We start from the raw sequence: 15,058 nt of genomic DNA, 5'->3' as shown, positions 1-15,058 counted from the left end.
TATTTATGAAGAAGTGGATGAAAAAAGCAATTGTGCTACTAATGGCGATTGGTATGTTTATTAGTAGTGGTATCGGAATATTTGGTGTCTCAAGTGCTAATGCAGATGAGACTGATCCGACCTTACAGCATATTAAAAAATCAGGTCAATTAGTGGTTGGAACCTCTGCTGAATATGCACCGTATGAATTTCACAAAACCATTAATGGTCAGGACAAAATTATTGGTTTTGATATGGATGTTGCGCGGACTATTGCGAAACATCTAGGAGTTAAACTAGTTGTTCAAGATATGAGTTTTGATGCGTTGTTGGGCGCTGTTAAAACTGGCAAAATCGACATGGCTATTGCCGGAATGACTAGCACGCCAGAACGTAAAAAAGAAGTTAACTTCTCAACACCATACTATAACGATAAAAACGTTATCTTAACATTGAAGCAAAATAAAAATAAATTTGCTACCCTACAACAACTACAGAATGCCAAGCTAGGTGCTCAGGTTTCTTCTAGTCAGGCAAGCTTAGCGGGCGATTTAACAAGTAAGCCAATTGTGTCCGTTAAAAGAGTGACGGATATGGTGACACAGTTAAGTCAGAAAAAAGTTGATGCAGTCGTTGTTGCTCAAACGACAGCCAAAAGTTATTTAGATCAAAGTGATCAATTCGCTATCACTAAAGCAGTGCTGCCAATCAAAACAGGAAATGCTGTTTCGGTTGTGATGAACAAAAATGCGCCTGTCTTGAAAGAAAAAGTTGATGGTATCTTAAAAGCTCATGTTATTGGGGCACCATTGCATCGTTGGCAAAATAAAGCAATCAAACAGATGAATAAGAAGGAATCGTTTATAACACAGTATGCTCCTTACTTTATCAAGGGTACTGAGTATTCTGTTGGTTTGGCTGTAATTGGTGTCTTTTTCGGAATTGTTTTGGGTGTATTATTTGCACTAATGAAGATGTCATCAATTAAGCCATTGAAGTGGATAGCAGTTGCTTATATTGAAGCTGTCCGTGGTGTGCCACTGCTAATCCAAGTCTTTATTGTTTACTTCGGAACGCAAGTGATTGGCATTCATGTTTCAAGTTTCTTAGCTGGTGCGATTGCGATGTTCTTGAATTCAGCAGCGTATGTGGCAGAAATTATTCGTTCAGGAATTCAAGCGGTACCCGATGGTCAAACCGAAGCTGCTCGTTCACTTGGTTTTACGAAAAATCAAACGATGCGTTATATGATTTTGCCACAGGCCATCAAGAATATTTTGCCAGCCTTAGGTAATGAGTTTGTGACGGTTATTAAGGAAGGATCTGTTGTTTCAGTAATTGGTGTTGGTGAATTGACTTTCCAAGCATCAGTTGTGCAAGGTGCATCATTTAAGCCGTTCTTACCATTAGTTATTACAGCAGCGATTTACTTTATTTTGACATTTGGCATTAGTCGTTTACTGAACTTATTTGAAAAGAAATTACATAAATCAGATAAGTCGTTTGGATAAAACAATCGTTTGTTTAAAAATTTCATATTAATTAGGAAACTGAATGTATACGCTATTTTACGCATATATTTAGTTTTTTTGAATAAAAAATAGAATTTTAAGGGTTTTTTGAGGAATTTATTGCATATACTTTCAATTACTGTTAATATTTATTGGTCAGTAATGAATGGGAGTAGAAATATGGCAATTCTAGAGATTAAAAATTTACATAAAGAATATGGTGAAAATACAGTTTTAAAGTCAATCAATGCCCAAGTTGAAGAAGGGGATGTGATTGCAATCCTAGGTCCTTCTGGTACTGGAAAGTCGACCTTATTACGTGAGCTAAATATGTTAGAACACCCAACTTCAGGAGCAGTGATTTTTGACGATCAAGATATTACTAAAGCGAGTGAAGCTGGTCTTGATAAGATTCGTCAAGATTTGGGGATGGTTTTCCAAAGTTTTAACTTGTTTCCAAATATGACGGTTTTGGAGAATGTAAAAATTGCTTTGACTAAGGTAAAAGGAATTTCTGATAGTGAAGCAACGGCAACGGCCCGAAAATTTTTAGAAAAGGTTGGTGTGGCTGATAAAGTTGATGTCTACCCAGCATCTTTGTCTGGTGGTCAACAACAACGTGTGGCGATTGCTCGTGCATTGGCAATGAATCCCAAGATTATGTTGTTTGATGAACCAACTTCTGCCTTGGACCCAGAAATGGTTGGTGAAGTATTGAAAACGATGCGTGAGTTAGCTCAAGAAGGAATGACCATGTTAGTGGTTACTCACGAAATGGGCTTTGCGCGTGAAGTTGCTTCAAAAATCTGGTTTATGAGTGATGGTGAAATGACGGCGTATGATGATCCAACAGGCTTTTTTGAAAATCCTAATTCAGAACGTGCGCAAAATTTCTTAGCAAAGATGTTGTAAGAGAGGAAATTAAATCATGAATAAATGGATGAAAAAGCTCATCATGATGGTAATGGCGTTTGGTCTTATGATTAGTAGTGGTATGGGGATTTTGGATGTTCATACCATAAATGCTGATCAAACGGATCCAACCTTAGCACGCATTAAGAAATCTGGTAAATTAGTGGTTGGAACTTCAGCGGACTATGCCCCTTATGAATTCCACACAACTGAAAATGGTCAAGATAAGATTGTTGGTTTTGACATGGATGTGGCTCGTGAAATTGGTAAGCAATTGGGCGTTAAAACAGAAATCCAAGAGATGAGTTTTGATGCTTTGTTAGGTGCTGTAAAGACTGGTAAAGTTGATATCGTTGTTGCGGGAATGACTGAGACACCAGAACGTGCACAAGAAGTTAACTTTTCAAAGCCTTACTTTGTCGATAAGAATGTTGTCTTAACATTGAAGCAAAACAAAAATAAATGGACAACGTTGAAGCAAATTCGTCACGCAAAATTAGCAGCGCAAGTCTCATCTAAACAAGACGATTTGGCACATGAAATTTCGAATAAACAGGTGGTTTCATTAAAGAAAATCACTGATGAAGTCACACAATTAACGCAGAAAAAAGTTGATGGTGTAGTTGTTGCAAGTACAACTGCTAAGAGCTACTTGGAACAAAGTAATCAGTTTGCTGTGTCACCGGCAAAATTACCAGGTATTACGAACGGTTCATCAGTCGTTATGAACAAAAATGCGACAGTACTCCAGGCAAAAGTTAACAAGATATTAGATGATCATATTATTGGTGCGCCATTGCAAAAAATGCAGGACAAGGCCATTAAATTGATGAATAAAAAAGAATCCTTCGCTTCGAAGTATGCCCCATATTTTGTGAAGGGAACCCTATATACAATTGGGTTGGCTGTGATTGGTGTCTTTTTTGGTATTATCTTGGGTATCTTATTTGCCCTAATGAAACTATCATCAATCAAACCATTTAAATGGTTGGCGTCTGCATACATTGAAGCTGTCCGTGGGGTGCCTTTGTTGATTCAAGTATTTATTGTTTACTTTGGTACCCAAGCAATTGGTGTGCATGTATCAAGTTTCTTAGCTGGTGCGATTGCGATGTTCTTGAACTCAGCAGCATATGTGGCGGAAATTATTCGTTCAGGGATTCAAGCCGTACCAACAGGACAAACTGAAGCAGCACGTTCGCTTGGTTTTACGAAAAATCAAACGATGCGGTACATGATCTTACCACAGGCAATCAAAAATATTTTGCCAGCCTTAGGTAATGAGTTTGTGACGGTTATTAAGGAAGGTTCAGTTGTTTCGGTCATTGGTGTTGGTGAGTTGACCTTCCAAACATCAGTGGTTCAAGGAGCATCTTTCAAACCATTTATACCATTAATTATCACGGCAGCAATTTACTTTATTTTGACATTCGGTATCAGCCGGTTGTTGAACTTGTTTGAAAAGAAATTACGTAAATCTGATAAAACATTGGGTTAGTTAAAGATATAGTGTAGTCAACACAATGTGAATTATTAAAATCCCCTATCACGAAATTTCTTATAAGTGTCGTGATAGGAATTTTTTTGCTTACCTGTTTCTTTAAAGTAGGGTTTACTTTTCTAAGTGAAAAGAATGGCGTATATTAAAAAGGATAGAGAATGAAGGAGAGACAAGATGGCAAAGAAAGCACGCATTAAGAAAATTCTTGTTGAACAAATCTTAGATAAGGCCAATATCCCTTATGAAACCATTGTTTTTTCAGGTGGGATGAATCGTAACCAAGCAGAGTTAGATGCTTATGGGCTGACAGATCATGATATTTATAAGACATTGGCGTTGGATGGCAATGTGACTGGACCAGTAATTGGCATTGTACCAGTTGATAACCATTTAAATGAAAAAAAGTTAGCAGCGGTGTCTGGTAATAAAAAGGTCAACATGATTCCAACCAAGGATTTGCAAAGGACAACAGGTTATATACATGGTGCGAATAACCCTGTTGGAATTTGGCAAACTAAGAAATTCCCAATTTATTTTGATAACAGTGCTAAGGAAGCTGGAACGATTACGATTTCAGCAGGTGAAGTTGGCCGTTCGATTCGTATTGATGCGGAGACTTTAGCCGAATTTGTACATGCAAAATTTGCTGATATTCGTACGGTTGAATAGTTTATGTCAGGCGTAGTTATTTGGCATACTGTGCTGTATTTATTTCTTATTTTTTTACTGTTGCCGCTGATTGCTAGCTTTTGTCTGTCTGCAATTACCATGCGAACTAATCAACATCTCGTCAATCGATTTGGGTACCATGCACCAATAATATTTAGTTGGTTAGGGATAATGGTTCACGAATTATCTCACGCAGGTATGGCACTGTTATTTGGTCATAAAATCAATCGATTAGTATTATTGATTAACCCGTTTCAGTCGGACAAAGAAAATCGATTAGGTTATGTTGCCCATTCATGGCAACCAAAAAATAAGTATCAACAGTTAGGAAATTTTTTTATTGGGTTGGCACCGATTATTGGCATTACCTTATTAACCGGGATAATAACACAGTTACTTTGGCCACAAGTGTTCCACGTGCAAACTGTTGGCTGGCAGATTTTTAGTCAGGTACCGTGGTGGCGCTTGGTGGTTTGGCTAGTTATTGTAATTAATCTAAATTTAGCGATGAATCTTAGCCGTGCAGACTGGCTGAACGTTGGGCATGGCGTTCTTTATTACAGCTTGTTGTTACTTTTGATAGGGTTAGTTGTGGGACTTTTTATTTCGGATCCGTGGCTAATTGTTGAAACGGCTGGTTATTGGTTAGGATTAGTTTGGCTGATTGATATGGGGATTAGTCTTTTAATGCTGATCATAGCAAAAATTTTAGATTAACGATTTTAACGGAGGACGCTCATGGATGAACAGGTAGACAAACAATTAGCAGCGATTACTGATTTTACGGCACAACTATTAACTGCAGATCAAACTGGTCATGATATGACCCATATTCTGCGGGTACTTAACATGACGCAACACATTCTAACTACGGAACCAACGGCTGACGCATTTATTGCACAAGCTGCTGCTGTCTTACATGATACTTATGATGATAAATTATTTGATGATGTCGATGAAGCAAAGTTGCAGGTTGTTAATATGTTAACAACAATTGGCGTATCTCAAGCACAACAATTAGAAATTTTTACAATCATTGATAATATGTCATGGAGTAAACAACGGTTTGGTCACCCGGTACCGTTGACCTTAGCTGGACAAATTGTCCAGGATGCAGATCGTCTAGACGCCATTGGGGCCATTGCGATTGCTCGCGTAATTCAATATGGCGTTGCGCATGGACATGAATTGTATAATCCAGATATTAAGCCACGACAAGTCAAAACAAAGGCTGAGTATCGTCAGGCGGATGGTGAGACAATCATGAATCATTTTTATGAGAAGCTTTTTTTACTAAAAGATTATTTGAATACGGATGAGGGTAAGCGGATTGGTGAGAAAAGAGACAAACTGATGCACGAATTTGTGACACAATTTGAATTAGAGTGGCAACAAAAGGATTACTAATTTATAACATAGGAGTGTGGATGTGAATACGATATCAAAAAAGGAACGTGGTGTGCTATTAATATTAATGGTCGGCGTTTTTCTGGGCTTTTTAAACCAAACATTAATGAATACGGCATTACCACAAGTCATGGCGGATTTTAAAATTTCCACTGCACTTGGTCAGTGGATGACCAATGGGTACATGTTAGTGAATGGTATTATGGTGCCATTGACTGCTTTTCTAATCCAACGTTTAAAAACGCGAACCCTATATCTTAGTGCGTTATTGGTTTTTGCAATTGGGACACTGATTTCAGGATTTGCGCCAACTTATTTTACTTTAATCCTAGGACGTATGGTGCAAGCAGCTGGTGCTGGTATTTTTGGCCCCTTAATGAATGTTGTGGTAATGAACATTTTTGCAGCTAATCGTCGTGGTGAGGCCATGGGAATTATTGGGTTAGCATTGAATTTTGCACCCACAATTGGGCCGACATTATCTGGATTTATTGTTTCCAATCATTCTTGGCGGTGGTTATTCTGGGGAATTGCACCGTTTATCTTTTTAGATTTGATTTTAGCCTTTTTCCTATTAAAGAATATTGGCACGCAAAAATTCTTACGCTTTAACTTTTTGGGTGTCTTACTATCAAGTGTTGGGTTAGGAAGTTTATTGTATGGTTTCTCAAATGCCGGGGATGGTCAATGGACCAGCCCAAACGTATGGGGCTTTTTAGTTGTTGGACTCTTAGTAACCACTTTATTTGTTTATCAACAAACGCATGCGAAAAATCCATTGCTAAACTTTAATGTGTTTAAGTATCATAATTTTACAATTACTACGATTATCAATGTGGTCTTAATGTGTGCCTTGTATGGTGGTGCGTTGATGTTACCTTTATATATGCAAACAGTACGTGGTGAATCAGCTTTGATTTCTGGATTGGTGCTATTGCCTGGTGCGTTGATCACAGCTATTTTGTCACCAATATCCGGTAAATGGTACGATCAATTTGGTGCCCGACGCCTAGCACCGATTGGCTTAGGAATTGTTGTTTTGGGAACAATTATTTTGGCTAACTTACAATTGAATTCACCGTTGTGGTTACCGGCCCTTGGTCAATTGATTCGTCAGTTAGGTCTTGTGATGGTGACAATGCCTATTCAGACAGAAGCTTTTAATTCATTACCAATAAATATGGTACCGGATGGTTCTGCTGTCTATACGACGATCCGGCAAGTTGCCGCATCATTTGGTACCGCCGCTCTGATTACTGCTTATGGGTTAACCTCTGCTAGTGTAAAGGCAGGTCATACACAAGTATCAGCGGATTTAAATGGGATACATGTGGCGTTTTGGATAGCAACAGGGTTAGTTATCCTTGCTTTGTTGTTGACTAGTTTGTTACGAAACCGTCAGGATTTTGTTGATGATCGTCATGTACACGGTGAAACTGAATAAATTTATCAAAGTGGTCCAACCTTATTTTGGTTGGACCACTTTTATGTTATGATTAGAACTTGTAGTGAACAGGAGGTTCAAAATGGCTAAGGAAGTACTCTATATAAAAGTGCTCAATGATTTAAACCGGCGTATCAATGCGCAAGAATTCCCGGATCTAAAGTTACCAGATGAGCGGTCATTAGCTAGTTCATATGGTGTTTCACGAAGTTCGATCAAAAGAGCATTAACGGTGTTGGTGCAACAAGGCATCATTTTCAAAAAACGTGGATCAGGAACCTTTGTTAATCCGCTCTATCTAAAAAATCAAGGTATGTTTCATGCGGTTGGTCAAAATTTAGGTGTCTCTGATTCATTTCGTTTTAAAGGAGAAACGCCAGCAATTAAATTGCTCGTTTTTGAAAAAGAAATTGCAAATGAGGAAGACCGAGAAGCCTTATTTTTAGAGCAAGATGAAGAGGTTTATCGTATTAAACGTTTGCGTACGTTGCAGGATAAAGTATTTATGATTGAAAATGCGGTTGTGCCAGTGAAGCTATTACCAATGCTAACAGCTGAGGACATGACCCATTCAATGTTTCAGTATGCTGAGCAAACAACCAATAAAGCAGTCACCAAATCATTTATGACTGTCACAGCAGAACCTTCTAGTGAAGAAGATCAACAATATTTAAACTTAAAGCCGACGGAACCGGTTGGTGTGATGTCTGGTGTGTACTTTTTAGATGATGGTACCCCCTTTGAAGTTGGACAAATGCGCGTTCATTACGAGTACATGCGTTACAATAGTTTCGTTAGTTTAGATGGTGAATAACGGAAAATTCAATGTCACAAATTGGGACGGTCCAATTAGGAGTTTTTTATTGTACCTGGTTTGGAAATCTGTTATTATAATAATTGTAATCCAGGAGATAACTTCTGCGATTAAACCTTTCTCAAAAGTAAAAAGGAGATCTAATCAAAATGGCAGTAGATTTTGATTCAAAAGCATATCTAGAAAAGGTTGATGCTTGGTGGCGTGCTACCAACTACCTTTCAGCAGGTATGATCTTTTTGAAGAGCAACCCATTGTTTTCAGTAACTAACACACCACTACAAGCGGATGACGTTAAGGTTAAGCCTATCGGTCACTGGGGAACTATCTCAGGACAAACTTTCTTATACGCTCATGCTAACCGTTTGATCAACAAGTTCGATTTGAACATGTTCTACATTGGTGGTCCTGGTCACGGTGGCCAAGTTATGGTTACGAACTCATACTTGGATGGTACTTATACTGAAAATTATCCTGAGATCACTCAAGATGTTGAAGGTATGGCCCGTTTGTTTAAGCGTTTCTCATTCCCTGGTGGAATTGGATCACACATGACTGCACAAACACCAGGTTCATTGCACGAAGGTGGTGAGTTAGGTTACTCACTATCACACGCAACTGGTGCTGTTTTGGATAACCCTGATCAAATTGCTTTCGCAGTTGTTGGTGATGGGGAAGCCGAAACTGGTCCTTCAATGACTGCATGGCACTCAATCAAGTTCTTGAACCCTAAGAACGACGGTGCTGTATTGCCAATCTTGGACTTAAATGGATTTAAGATTTCAAACCCAACTATCTTCTCACGTATGAGTGATGAAGAGATTACTAAGTTCTTTGAAGGTTTGGGATATTCACCACGTTTCATCGAAAATGATGACATCCACGATTACATGGCATACCACGAATTGGCTGCTAAGGTATTCGACCAAGCTATCGAAGACATTCAAGCTATTCAAAAGGCTGCCCGTGAAGAGGGCCGCTATATTGATGGTGAAGTTGCTGCATGGCCAGTTATCATTGCTCGCTTGCCAAAGGGTTGGGGTGGACCAACTCATAACGCTGCTGGTGAGCCAATTGAAAATTCATTCCGTGCCCACCAAGTGCCACTTCCTTTGGCACAACAAAAGTTGGACACTTTGCCTGAATTTGAAGAATGGTTGAATTCATACAAGCCAGCCGAATTGTTTAACACTGATGGTTCATTGAAGGCAGAAGTTGCCGAAATGGCACCGAAGGGTGACAAGCGTATGGCTGCTAATCCAGTTGCTAATGGTGGTCGTCGTCGTGGTGAAGAACCTACTGATTTGGCATTGCCAAACTGGAAGGACTTTACTAACGAAGTGACTGCTGACAACCGCGGAACTGAATTGTCAGATGGTAACCGCAACATGGACATGAACGTGTTGTCAACTTACTTTGCTGCAGTTTCAAAGTTGAACCCAACATCATTCCGTATCTTCGGACCTGATGAGACGATGTCAAATCGTTTGTGGGAGATGTTCAAGATTACTGACCGTCAGTGGATGGAAGAGGTTAAGGAACCTAATGACCAACACGAAGCTCATGAAGGTCGTATCTTGGATGCACAATTGTCAGAGCACCAAGCTGAAGGTTGGCTAGAAGCATACACATTGACTGGTCGTGTTGGTGTCTTCGCATCATACGAATCATTCCTACGTGTTGTTGATTCAATGATTACACAACACTTCAAGTGGTTGCGTCATGCTTCAGAACAACCATGGCGTAATGATTACCCATCATTGAACTTGATTTCAACTTCAACTGCTTTCCAACAAGACCACAACGGTTACACTCACCAAGATCCAGGTATCTTGACACACTTGGCTGAGAAGAAGGCTGACTTTATCCGTCAGTACTTGCCAGCCGATGGTAACACTTTGTTGGCTGTCTTTGGTCGTGCATTTACTGAACGTCACAAGATCAACCACATCGTTGCTTCAAAGCAACCACGTCAACAATGGTTCTCAGTTGCTGAAGCTGAAGAGTTGGCTACTGAAGGTGTTAAGGTCATTGACTGGGCTTCAACTGTTGCTGAAGGTGAAGATGCTGATATCGTCTTTGCATCAGCTGGTGTTGAGCCAACAATCGAAGTTCTTGCTGCATTGCACTTGATCAACGAGGCATTCCCTGCAGTTAAGATGCGTTATGTCAATGTTGTTGAATTGCACCGTTTGCTAAACAAGAATGGTAAGATGAACCACGAACGTGCCTTGTCAGATGACAAGTTTACTGCATTGTTCGGTGAATCAGGAACACCAGTTATGTTTGGCTTCCACGGATTCGAAGACTTGATTGAGTCAATCTTCTACGAGCGTCAGCACTTAGGTGCACACGTTCACGGTTACCGTGAAGATGGTGACATCACAACAACTTACGATATGCGTGTATACTCAGAGTTGGATCGTTTCCACCAAGCTAAGGAAGCTGCAAACATCTTGGCTGACAAGGGTGTAATCAATGCTGATGAAGCAAAGGCCTTTGATGAGAAGATGGATGCTATCTTGGCAAAGCACTTCGATGTTACTCGTAATGAGGGACGCGATATCGAAGAGTTTACTGACTGGAAGTGGACTGCTTTAAACAAGTAATCGACTAATCAGATTCAGGTTTGAATCGATAAAATAAAAGCTCATAATCGCTAATTTTTGGCGGTTATGAGCTTTTTTTGGTATAATTTTTAATGGTTGAATATGTTTTTAAGGAGAAAGTTAATGATTGTCTTATTTGTGTTAGGAATTGTGCTGCTAGCGTATGCAGCCATCCAAGGGGTCGTTCACCATCAAGTCCGATGGGTACCGATTACGCTTGGTCTTTTATTGACTATTTTTATGGGGTTGGGATTGCAACGAGCACAACAACGTCACTTCTTGATGGCGGAAGTGCCATTTACTAAGACACAAAAAATTCAGCCTGCGGTTGTGATTGATGGGTTTAATTTAGTTACAACAGAAAAAGGTAGTAACGGTCGCTTGCGTTATACATACAAAACAAATGATAAAACGTATCAAACATTGACACAACAAGCTCAAACGAAAGTGGTTGCTGGTAAGGACGCAACGCTGAAAACAACAGTAATGACCTACCAAGCTAACTCAACATGGCGTCGTTTCTTACTTTTGGGGCAAAAGACCCTTGAACAAGGTGGCACAACCTATAAATTGACGTTACCTGAGGGCTGGTATGTTGTGCCTAATGATAAAGTTGACGATTTACAAAAATTAATTGACACAAATGAATCAAAAATTTCTGATAAGGTACGTGACGAAATTGATAAACGTGTTGCTGAAAAAGTGAAAACGGATAAAGATTTCGTTAATGATACGGAGAGTCAGAATAAGTTGAAGAATGATGTTGTTAAGCAAGTAACGAGCGATGCTAAGAAGCAATTAAAGGTTGATATAGTAAACCAAATTAGCAAATGGCAACAAGCAGAATAATATTTTTAATGTCGAATACGTGTGCCTGTAATTTATAGCACCGTATGCGGCTTTTTTATTACACCTTTATTGAAAATAAAAATGGCAGATGTTCTAAGATGGTAAATTGTGTTATCTTAGTCTATAAGAAAAATTAAAATTTGAGGTGAAACAATGGGGACACGTCGACAAGATGATTTTTATGAAGCAATCAATGAAGAATGGATCGCACAAGCTGTGATTCCAAATGATAAGTCACGAACAGGTGGCTTCATTGACTTAGCTGATGAGATTGAAGAACTAATGTTGGCAACAACTGATAAATGGCTAGCTGGGGATGATGTACCAGATGATCAGGTGCTACAAAATTTTATCAAGTACCATCGTCTAGCTGCAGATTGGCAAACACGTAATCAACTAGGTACTGATCCAGTTCGACCAATTATTGAACGCTATCAGCAATTTAAATCATTCGCAGATTTTGCTCAAAATATCGTTGCTTTAGAAAAAGAAGGTTTGTCAAATGCTTTACCATTAGGTATTGCACCTGATTTCAAAGACGCCCAAACATACGTCTTATGGGCTGACGCTTTAGGGACGATTCTGCCAGATACAACTTACTATGAACCCGGCCATCCACAAGGTGCCGATTTACTAAAGCAATGGCGTGAATCTCAAGAACAATTATTACCTAAATTTGGCTTTAGTTCTGATGAAATTAAGGACTTACTGGATAAAGCGATTGCTTTTGATGCGCGTGTTGCCAAGGTCGTATTGAGTCAAGAAGAATCTTCAGAGTATGTCAAACTATATAAGCCATATAAATGGGAAGATTTTACAGCTTTAGCGCCTGCATTGCCATTAGACGATATCGTGACAGCAATGATTGGTGAGAAACCTGATATGGTTGTCGTACCAGAAGAACGGTTCTGGCACGCGGCTGATCAATTCTTTTCTGAAGAAGCTTGGCCATTTTTGCAAGCGACCTTAATTGTTGGTATTGCCAACGGTTATACAGGTTACTTGTCTGACGAAGTTCGTATCCTAGGTGGTGCCTATAGCCGTGCATTATCAGGTACACCGGAAGCAAAGAATCGTCAAAAATCAGCTTATTATCTAGCTGAAGGACCATTTAATCAGGCATTAGGTTTGTGGTATGCACATAAAAAGTTTTCCGCAGCAGCCAAAGCTGATGTTGAGGACAAAGTGGCGACGATGATTGACGTTTATAAAGAGCGTTTACAGCAGGCGACTTGGTTACAACAAGCAACGCGAGATCAAGCGGTTGTTAAGTTGAATGCGATTAAGCCACACATTGGCTATCCAGAGAAACTACCTGATTACTATCAGGATAAAATAGTCGATGATGGGGCAACCTTGTTTGAAGCAATGCAAAAATTTACACAACAAAGTGTTGCGCGTACATGGGCAAAGTGGCATCAACCAGTGGACCGTGATGAGTGGCATATGCCAGCACATATGGTCAACGCGTATTACGATCCACAGCAAAATCAAATCGTGTTCCCAGCAGCCATTTTGCAGGCACCATTTTACAGTTTAGAGCAATCAGCTTCGGCAAATTATGGTGGGATTGGTGCAGTTATCGCTCACGAGATTTCGCATGCCTTTGACACTAATGGTGCTTCATTTGATGAACATGGTAGCTTAAATAATTGGTGGACTGACGAAGATTTTGCGGCCTTTAAGGAACGCACGCAAAAAATTATTGATCAATTTGATGGTTTAGATTCATATGGTGCAAAGGTAAATGGTAAACTAACGGTTTCGGAGAATGTGGCTGACTTAGGTGGTTTTGCTGCTGCGTTAGCGGCAGCAAAACGAGAAGCAGATTTTTCGGCGAAGGAATTTTTTGAAAGCTGGGCAACGATTTGGCGCATGAAGGCACGGCCAGAATTAATGAAGTTTTTTGCCGCCGTTGATGTGCACGCACCCAACAAAGCACGTACTAACGTGATTGTTTCAAATTTTGATGATTTTTATGAGACCTTTGATGTAAAACCTGATGATGGTATGTATCGTGAACCAATCGATCGGACGATGATTTGGTAATAAAAAGGGGAATCGAGACACGTTTTGAAGCCGATGTGACACGTGATTTGCACCATTTTTAGCACAAAAGATAGGGTTGGAACAAAAGAAAATGTTCCAACCCTTTTTTGTTTACAAACGTCAACGAAAAGGGTTATACTGATTACAGTTACAAATGTAGACGAAAAAGAGAGGTGAGATCATGGCGCAGGCAAAAGAGATGTCAACTGCTGAGTGGGAGTTAATGCGTGTCGTTTGGACTTTACATGAAGCTAGCAGTAGTGACATCATAATGGCAATTCATGGTAAAAAAGATTGGACTGAATCAACAATTAAAACTTTATTACGTCGTTTGGTGCAAAAAGAAGTTCTAACAACGCGCAAAGAAGGACGAAAATTTATTTATCGACCATTGATTGGTGAAGATGATGCGATGGATCAAATGACAACTGAAGTTTTTGGCCGTTTATGTCGCATGAAAAAAGGACGTACCCTGACAAAATTGGTGGCAAATACAACGTTAAGTCAAAGTGATATTAAGGAATTACAAAAAACTTTAGCTGAAAAATTACAAACAGCTCCGGAGATGGTGGCTTGTGATTGTATTGCACCGATGAGCTGTGGACATTGCGAAAATGATTCTGTGATGGCTTAGAAAGGAGTGTTAGTTCATATGGTAAGAATAATTGTACTACTTATTGGTATTTGTATTATTGGTTTTATTGTTTGGTGGTTCTTTGGCAAACATGAAGCAGTGACTGAAACGGCAGCTATTGCGTCAGATCAACAAGATGTTGATATTCTTGTTAAGGGAGGATACTCACCAGAACAAGTTGTCTTGAAACAAGGCGTGCCGGCTAAATTACACTTTACGAGAACTGATCCATCGAGTTGCTTAGATCATGTTGTTTTCCCTGATTTTGGCATCAATCAAGCCTTACCACAAAATCAAGAAGAAACGATTACGATTGATACAAGTAAACCAGGTGAATATGGTTGGGCATGTGGTATGGATATGTTCCATGGCAAAGTTATTATTAAATAACAATAAAGGAGAAAAAAGATGAGTGAACTACAAAAAGTAAATGTAACAGTCGCAGGTGGTTATGATCCAGAAGTGGTCAATTTAAAACAAGGTGTGCCAGCAGAAATTACTTTCACTCGTACTAGTGCGCAGGGATGTTTAGATGTGGTCCATTCAAAGGAACTTGGCTTTGAAGAGAATTTGCCAATTGATGAACCTAGAACAGTCAGCGTTAACACTGAAGAATCTGGTGAATTTGATTTTAGCTGTGGTATGGATATGTTCCATGGTAAAGTCGTGGTAAAGTAGGT

At 39.5% G+C, this 15,058-nt stretch carries 14 protein-coding genes; all 14 read left to right on the top strand.

Features of this window, described 5'->3' with window-relative positions:
* Nucleotides 1-5 precede the first annotated feature (5 nt).
* A complete protein-coding gene (locus HMPREF0877_RS04570) occupies nt 6-1,490 on the top strand; it encodes an ABC transporter substrate-binding protein/permease (protein ID WP_002828070.1) in 1,485 nt (494 codons plus the stop codon).
* 180 nt (nt 1,491-1,670) lie between these two features.
* Entirely contained in the window at nt 1,671-2,402 is a 732-nt protein-coding gene (locus HMPREF0877_RS04565; RefSeq protein WP_040760584.1) for an amino acid ABC transporter ATP-binding protein, read from the top strand.
* Between the two features lie 16 nt (nt 2,403-2,418).
* Nucleotides 2,419-3,900, top strand: a complete 1,482-nt coding sequence (locus tag HMPREF0877_RS04560; RefSeq protein WP_002828068.1) for an ABC transporter substrate-binding protein/permease — start codon at nt 2,419-2,421, stop codon at nt 3,898-3,900.
* Nucleotides 3,901-4,077: 177 nt separating this feature from the next.
* Nucleotides 4,078-4,572 (top strand): aminoacyl-tRNA deacylase, encoded by a 495-nt coding sequence (locus HMPREF0877_RS04555; RefSeq protein WP_002828067.1) that lies wholly within the window; start codon nt 4,078-4,080, stop codon nt 4,570-4,572.
* Between the two features lie 171 nt (nt 4,573-4,743).
* On the top strand, nt 4,744-5,289 hold the full coding sequence (locus tag HMPREF0877_RS04550; RefSeq protein WP_131474164.1) for a hypothetical protein: 546 nt from the start codon (nt 4,744-4,746) through the stop codon (nt 5,287-5,289).
* 21 nt (nt 5,290-5,310) lie between these two features.
* Complete coding sequence (locus HMPREF0877_RS04545) at nt 5,311-5,979, top strand: HD domain-containing protein (RefSeq protein WP_002828065.1); 669 nt, start codon at nt 5,311-5,313, stop codon at nt 5,977-5,979.
* Nucleotides 5,980-6,001: 22 nt separating this feature from the next.
* On the top strand, nt 6,002-7,423 hold the full coding sequence (locus HMPREF0877_RS04540; protein WP_040760569.1) for a DHA2 family efflux MFS transporter permease subunit: 1,422 nt from the start codon (nt 6,002-6,004) through the stop codon (nt 7,421-7,423).
* 82 nt (nt 7,424-7,505) lie between these two features.
* Nucleotides 7,506-8,237, top strand: coding sequence for a GntR family transcriptional regulator (locus tag HMPREF0877_RS04535; protein WP_002828063.1), 732 nt, complete (start codon nt 7,506-7,508; stop codon nt 8,235-8,237).
* A 149-nt stretch (nt 8,238-8,386) separates the two neighbouring features.
* Nucleotides 8,387-10,846, top strand: coding sequence for a phosphoketolase family protein (locus HMPREF0877_RS04530; RefSeq protein WP_002828061.1), 2,460 nt, complete (start codon nt 8,387-8,389; stop codon nt 10,844-10,846).
* A gap of 123 nt (nt 10,847-10,969) precedes the next feature.
* Nucleotides 10,970-11,695 carry a DUF4811 domain-containing protein gene (locus tag HMPREF0877_RS04525; protein ID WP_131474165.1) on the top strand — a complete coding sequence of 242 codons (726 nt, stop codon included), beginning with the start codon at nt 10,970-10,972 and terminating at the stop codon, nt 11,693-11,695.
* A 153-nt stretch (nt 11,696-11,848) separates the two neighbouring features.
* On the top strand, nt 11,849-13,744 hold the full coding sequence (locus tag HMPREF0877_RS04520) for a M13 family metallopeptidase (RefSeq protein WP_002828059.1): 1,896 nt from the start codon (nt 11,849-11,851) through the stop codon (nt 13,742-13,744).
* A gap of 181 nt (nt 13,745-13,925) precedes the next feature.
* On the top strand, nt 13,926-14,378 hold the full coding sequence (locus HMPREF0877_RS04515) for a CopY/TcrY family copper transport repressor (RefSeq protein WP_002828057.1): 453 nt from the start codon (nt 13,926-13,928) through the stop codon (nt 14,376-14,378).
* Between the two features lie 18 nt (nt 14,379-14,396).
* Nucleotides 14,397-14,768: a cupredoxin domain-containing protein gene (locus HMPREF0877_RS04510; RefSeq protein WP_002828056.1), complete on the top strand. Its 372-nt coding sequence runs from the start codon at nt 14,397-14,399 to the stop codon at nt 14,766-14,768.
* A gap of 18 nt (nt 14,769-14,786) precedes the next feature.
* Entirely contained in the window at nt 14,787-15,056 is a 270-nt protein-coding gene (locus tag HMPREF0877_RS04505; protein ID WP_002828055.1) for a cupredoxin domain-containing protein, read from the top strand.
* Nucleotides 15,057-15,058: the final 2 nt, after the last annotated feature.

The organism is Weissella paramesenteroides ATCC 33313 (assembly GCF_000160575.1).
Lineage (GTDB): Bacteria > Bacillota > Bacilli > Lactobacillales > Lactobacillaceae > Weissella > Weissella paramesenteroides.
Note: the sequence above shows the minus strand (reverse complement) of the source record. Positions and strands in the feature narration are given on the sequence as shown.

Coding starts and splice junctions, on each gene's coding strand:
- HMPREF0877_RS04545 (WP_002828065.1), top strand. CDS start 5,311: ATGGATGAACAGGTAGACAAACAATTAGCAGCGATTACTGATTTTACG.
- HMPREF0877_RS04570 (WP_002828070.1), top strand. CDS start 6: ATGAAGAAGTGGATGAAAAAAGCAATTGTGCTACTAATGGCGATTGGT.
- HMPREF0877_RS04555 (WP_002828067.1), top strand. CDS start 4,078: ATGGCAAAGAAAGCACGCATTAAGAAAATTCTTGTTGAACAAATCTTA.
- HMPREF0877_RS04550 (WP_131474164.1), top strand. CDS start 4,744: ATGGTTCACGAATTATCTCACGCAGGTATGGCACTGTTATTTGGTCAT.
- HMPREF0877_RS04515 (WP_002828057.1), top strand. CDS start 13,926: ATGGCGCAGGCAAAAGAGATGTCAACTGCTGAGTGGGAGTTAATGCGT.
- HMPREF0877_RS04560 (WP_002828068.1), top strand. CDS start 2,419: ATGAATAAATGGATGAAAAAGCTCATCATGATGGTAATGGCGTTTGGT.
- HMPREF0877_RS04510 (WP_002828056.1), top strand. CDS start 14,397: ATGGTAAGAATAATTGTACTACTTATTGGTATTTGTATTATTGGTTTT.
- HMPREF0877_RS04520 (WP_002828059.1), top strand. CDS start 11,849: ATGGGGACACGTCGACAAGATGATTTTTATGAAGCAATCAATGAAGAA.
- HMPREF0877_RS04530 (WP_002828061.1), top strand. CDS start 8,387: ATGGCAGTAGATTTTGATTCAAAAGCATATCTAGAAAAGGTTGATGCT.
- HMPREF0877_RS04535 (WP_002828063.1), top strand. CDS start 7,506: ATGGCTAAGGAAGTACTCTATATAAAAGTGCTCAATGATTTAAACCGG.
- HMPREF0877_RS04565 (WP_040760584.1), top strand. CDS start 1,671: ATGGCAATTCTAGAGATTAAAAATTTACATAAAGAATATGGTGAAAAT.
- HMPREF0877_RS04525 (WP_131474165.1), top strand. CDS start 10,970: ATGATTGTCTTATTTGTGTTAGGAATTGTGCTGCTAGCGTATGCAGCC.
- HMPREF0877_RS04505 (WP_002828055.1), top strand. CDS start 14,787: ATGAGTGAACTACAAAAAGTAAATGTAACAGTCGCAGGTGGTTATGAT.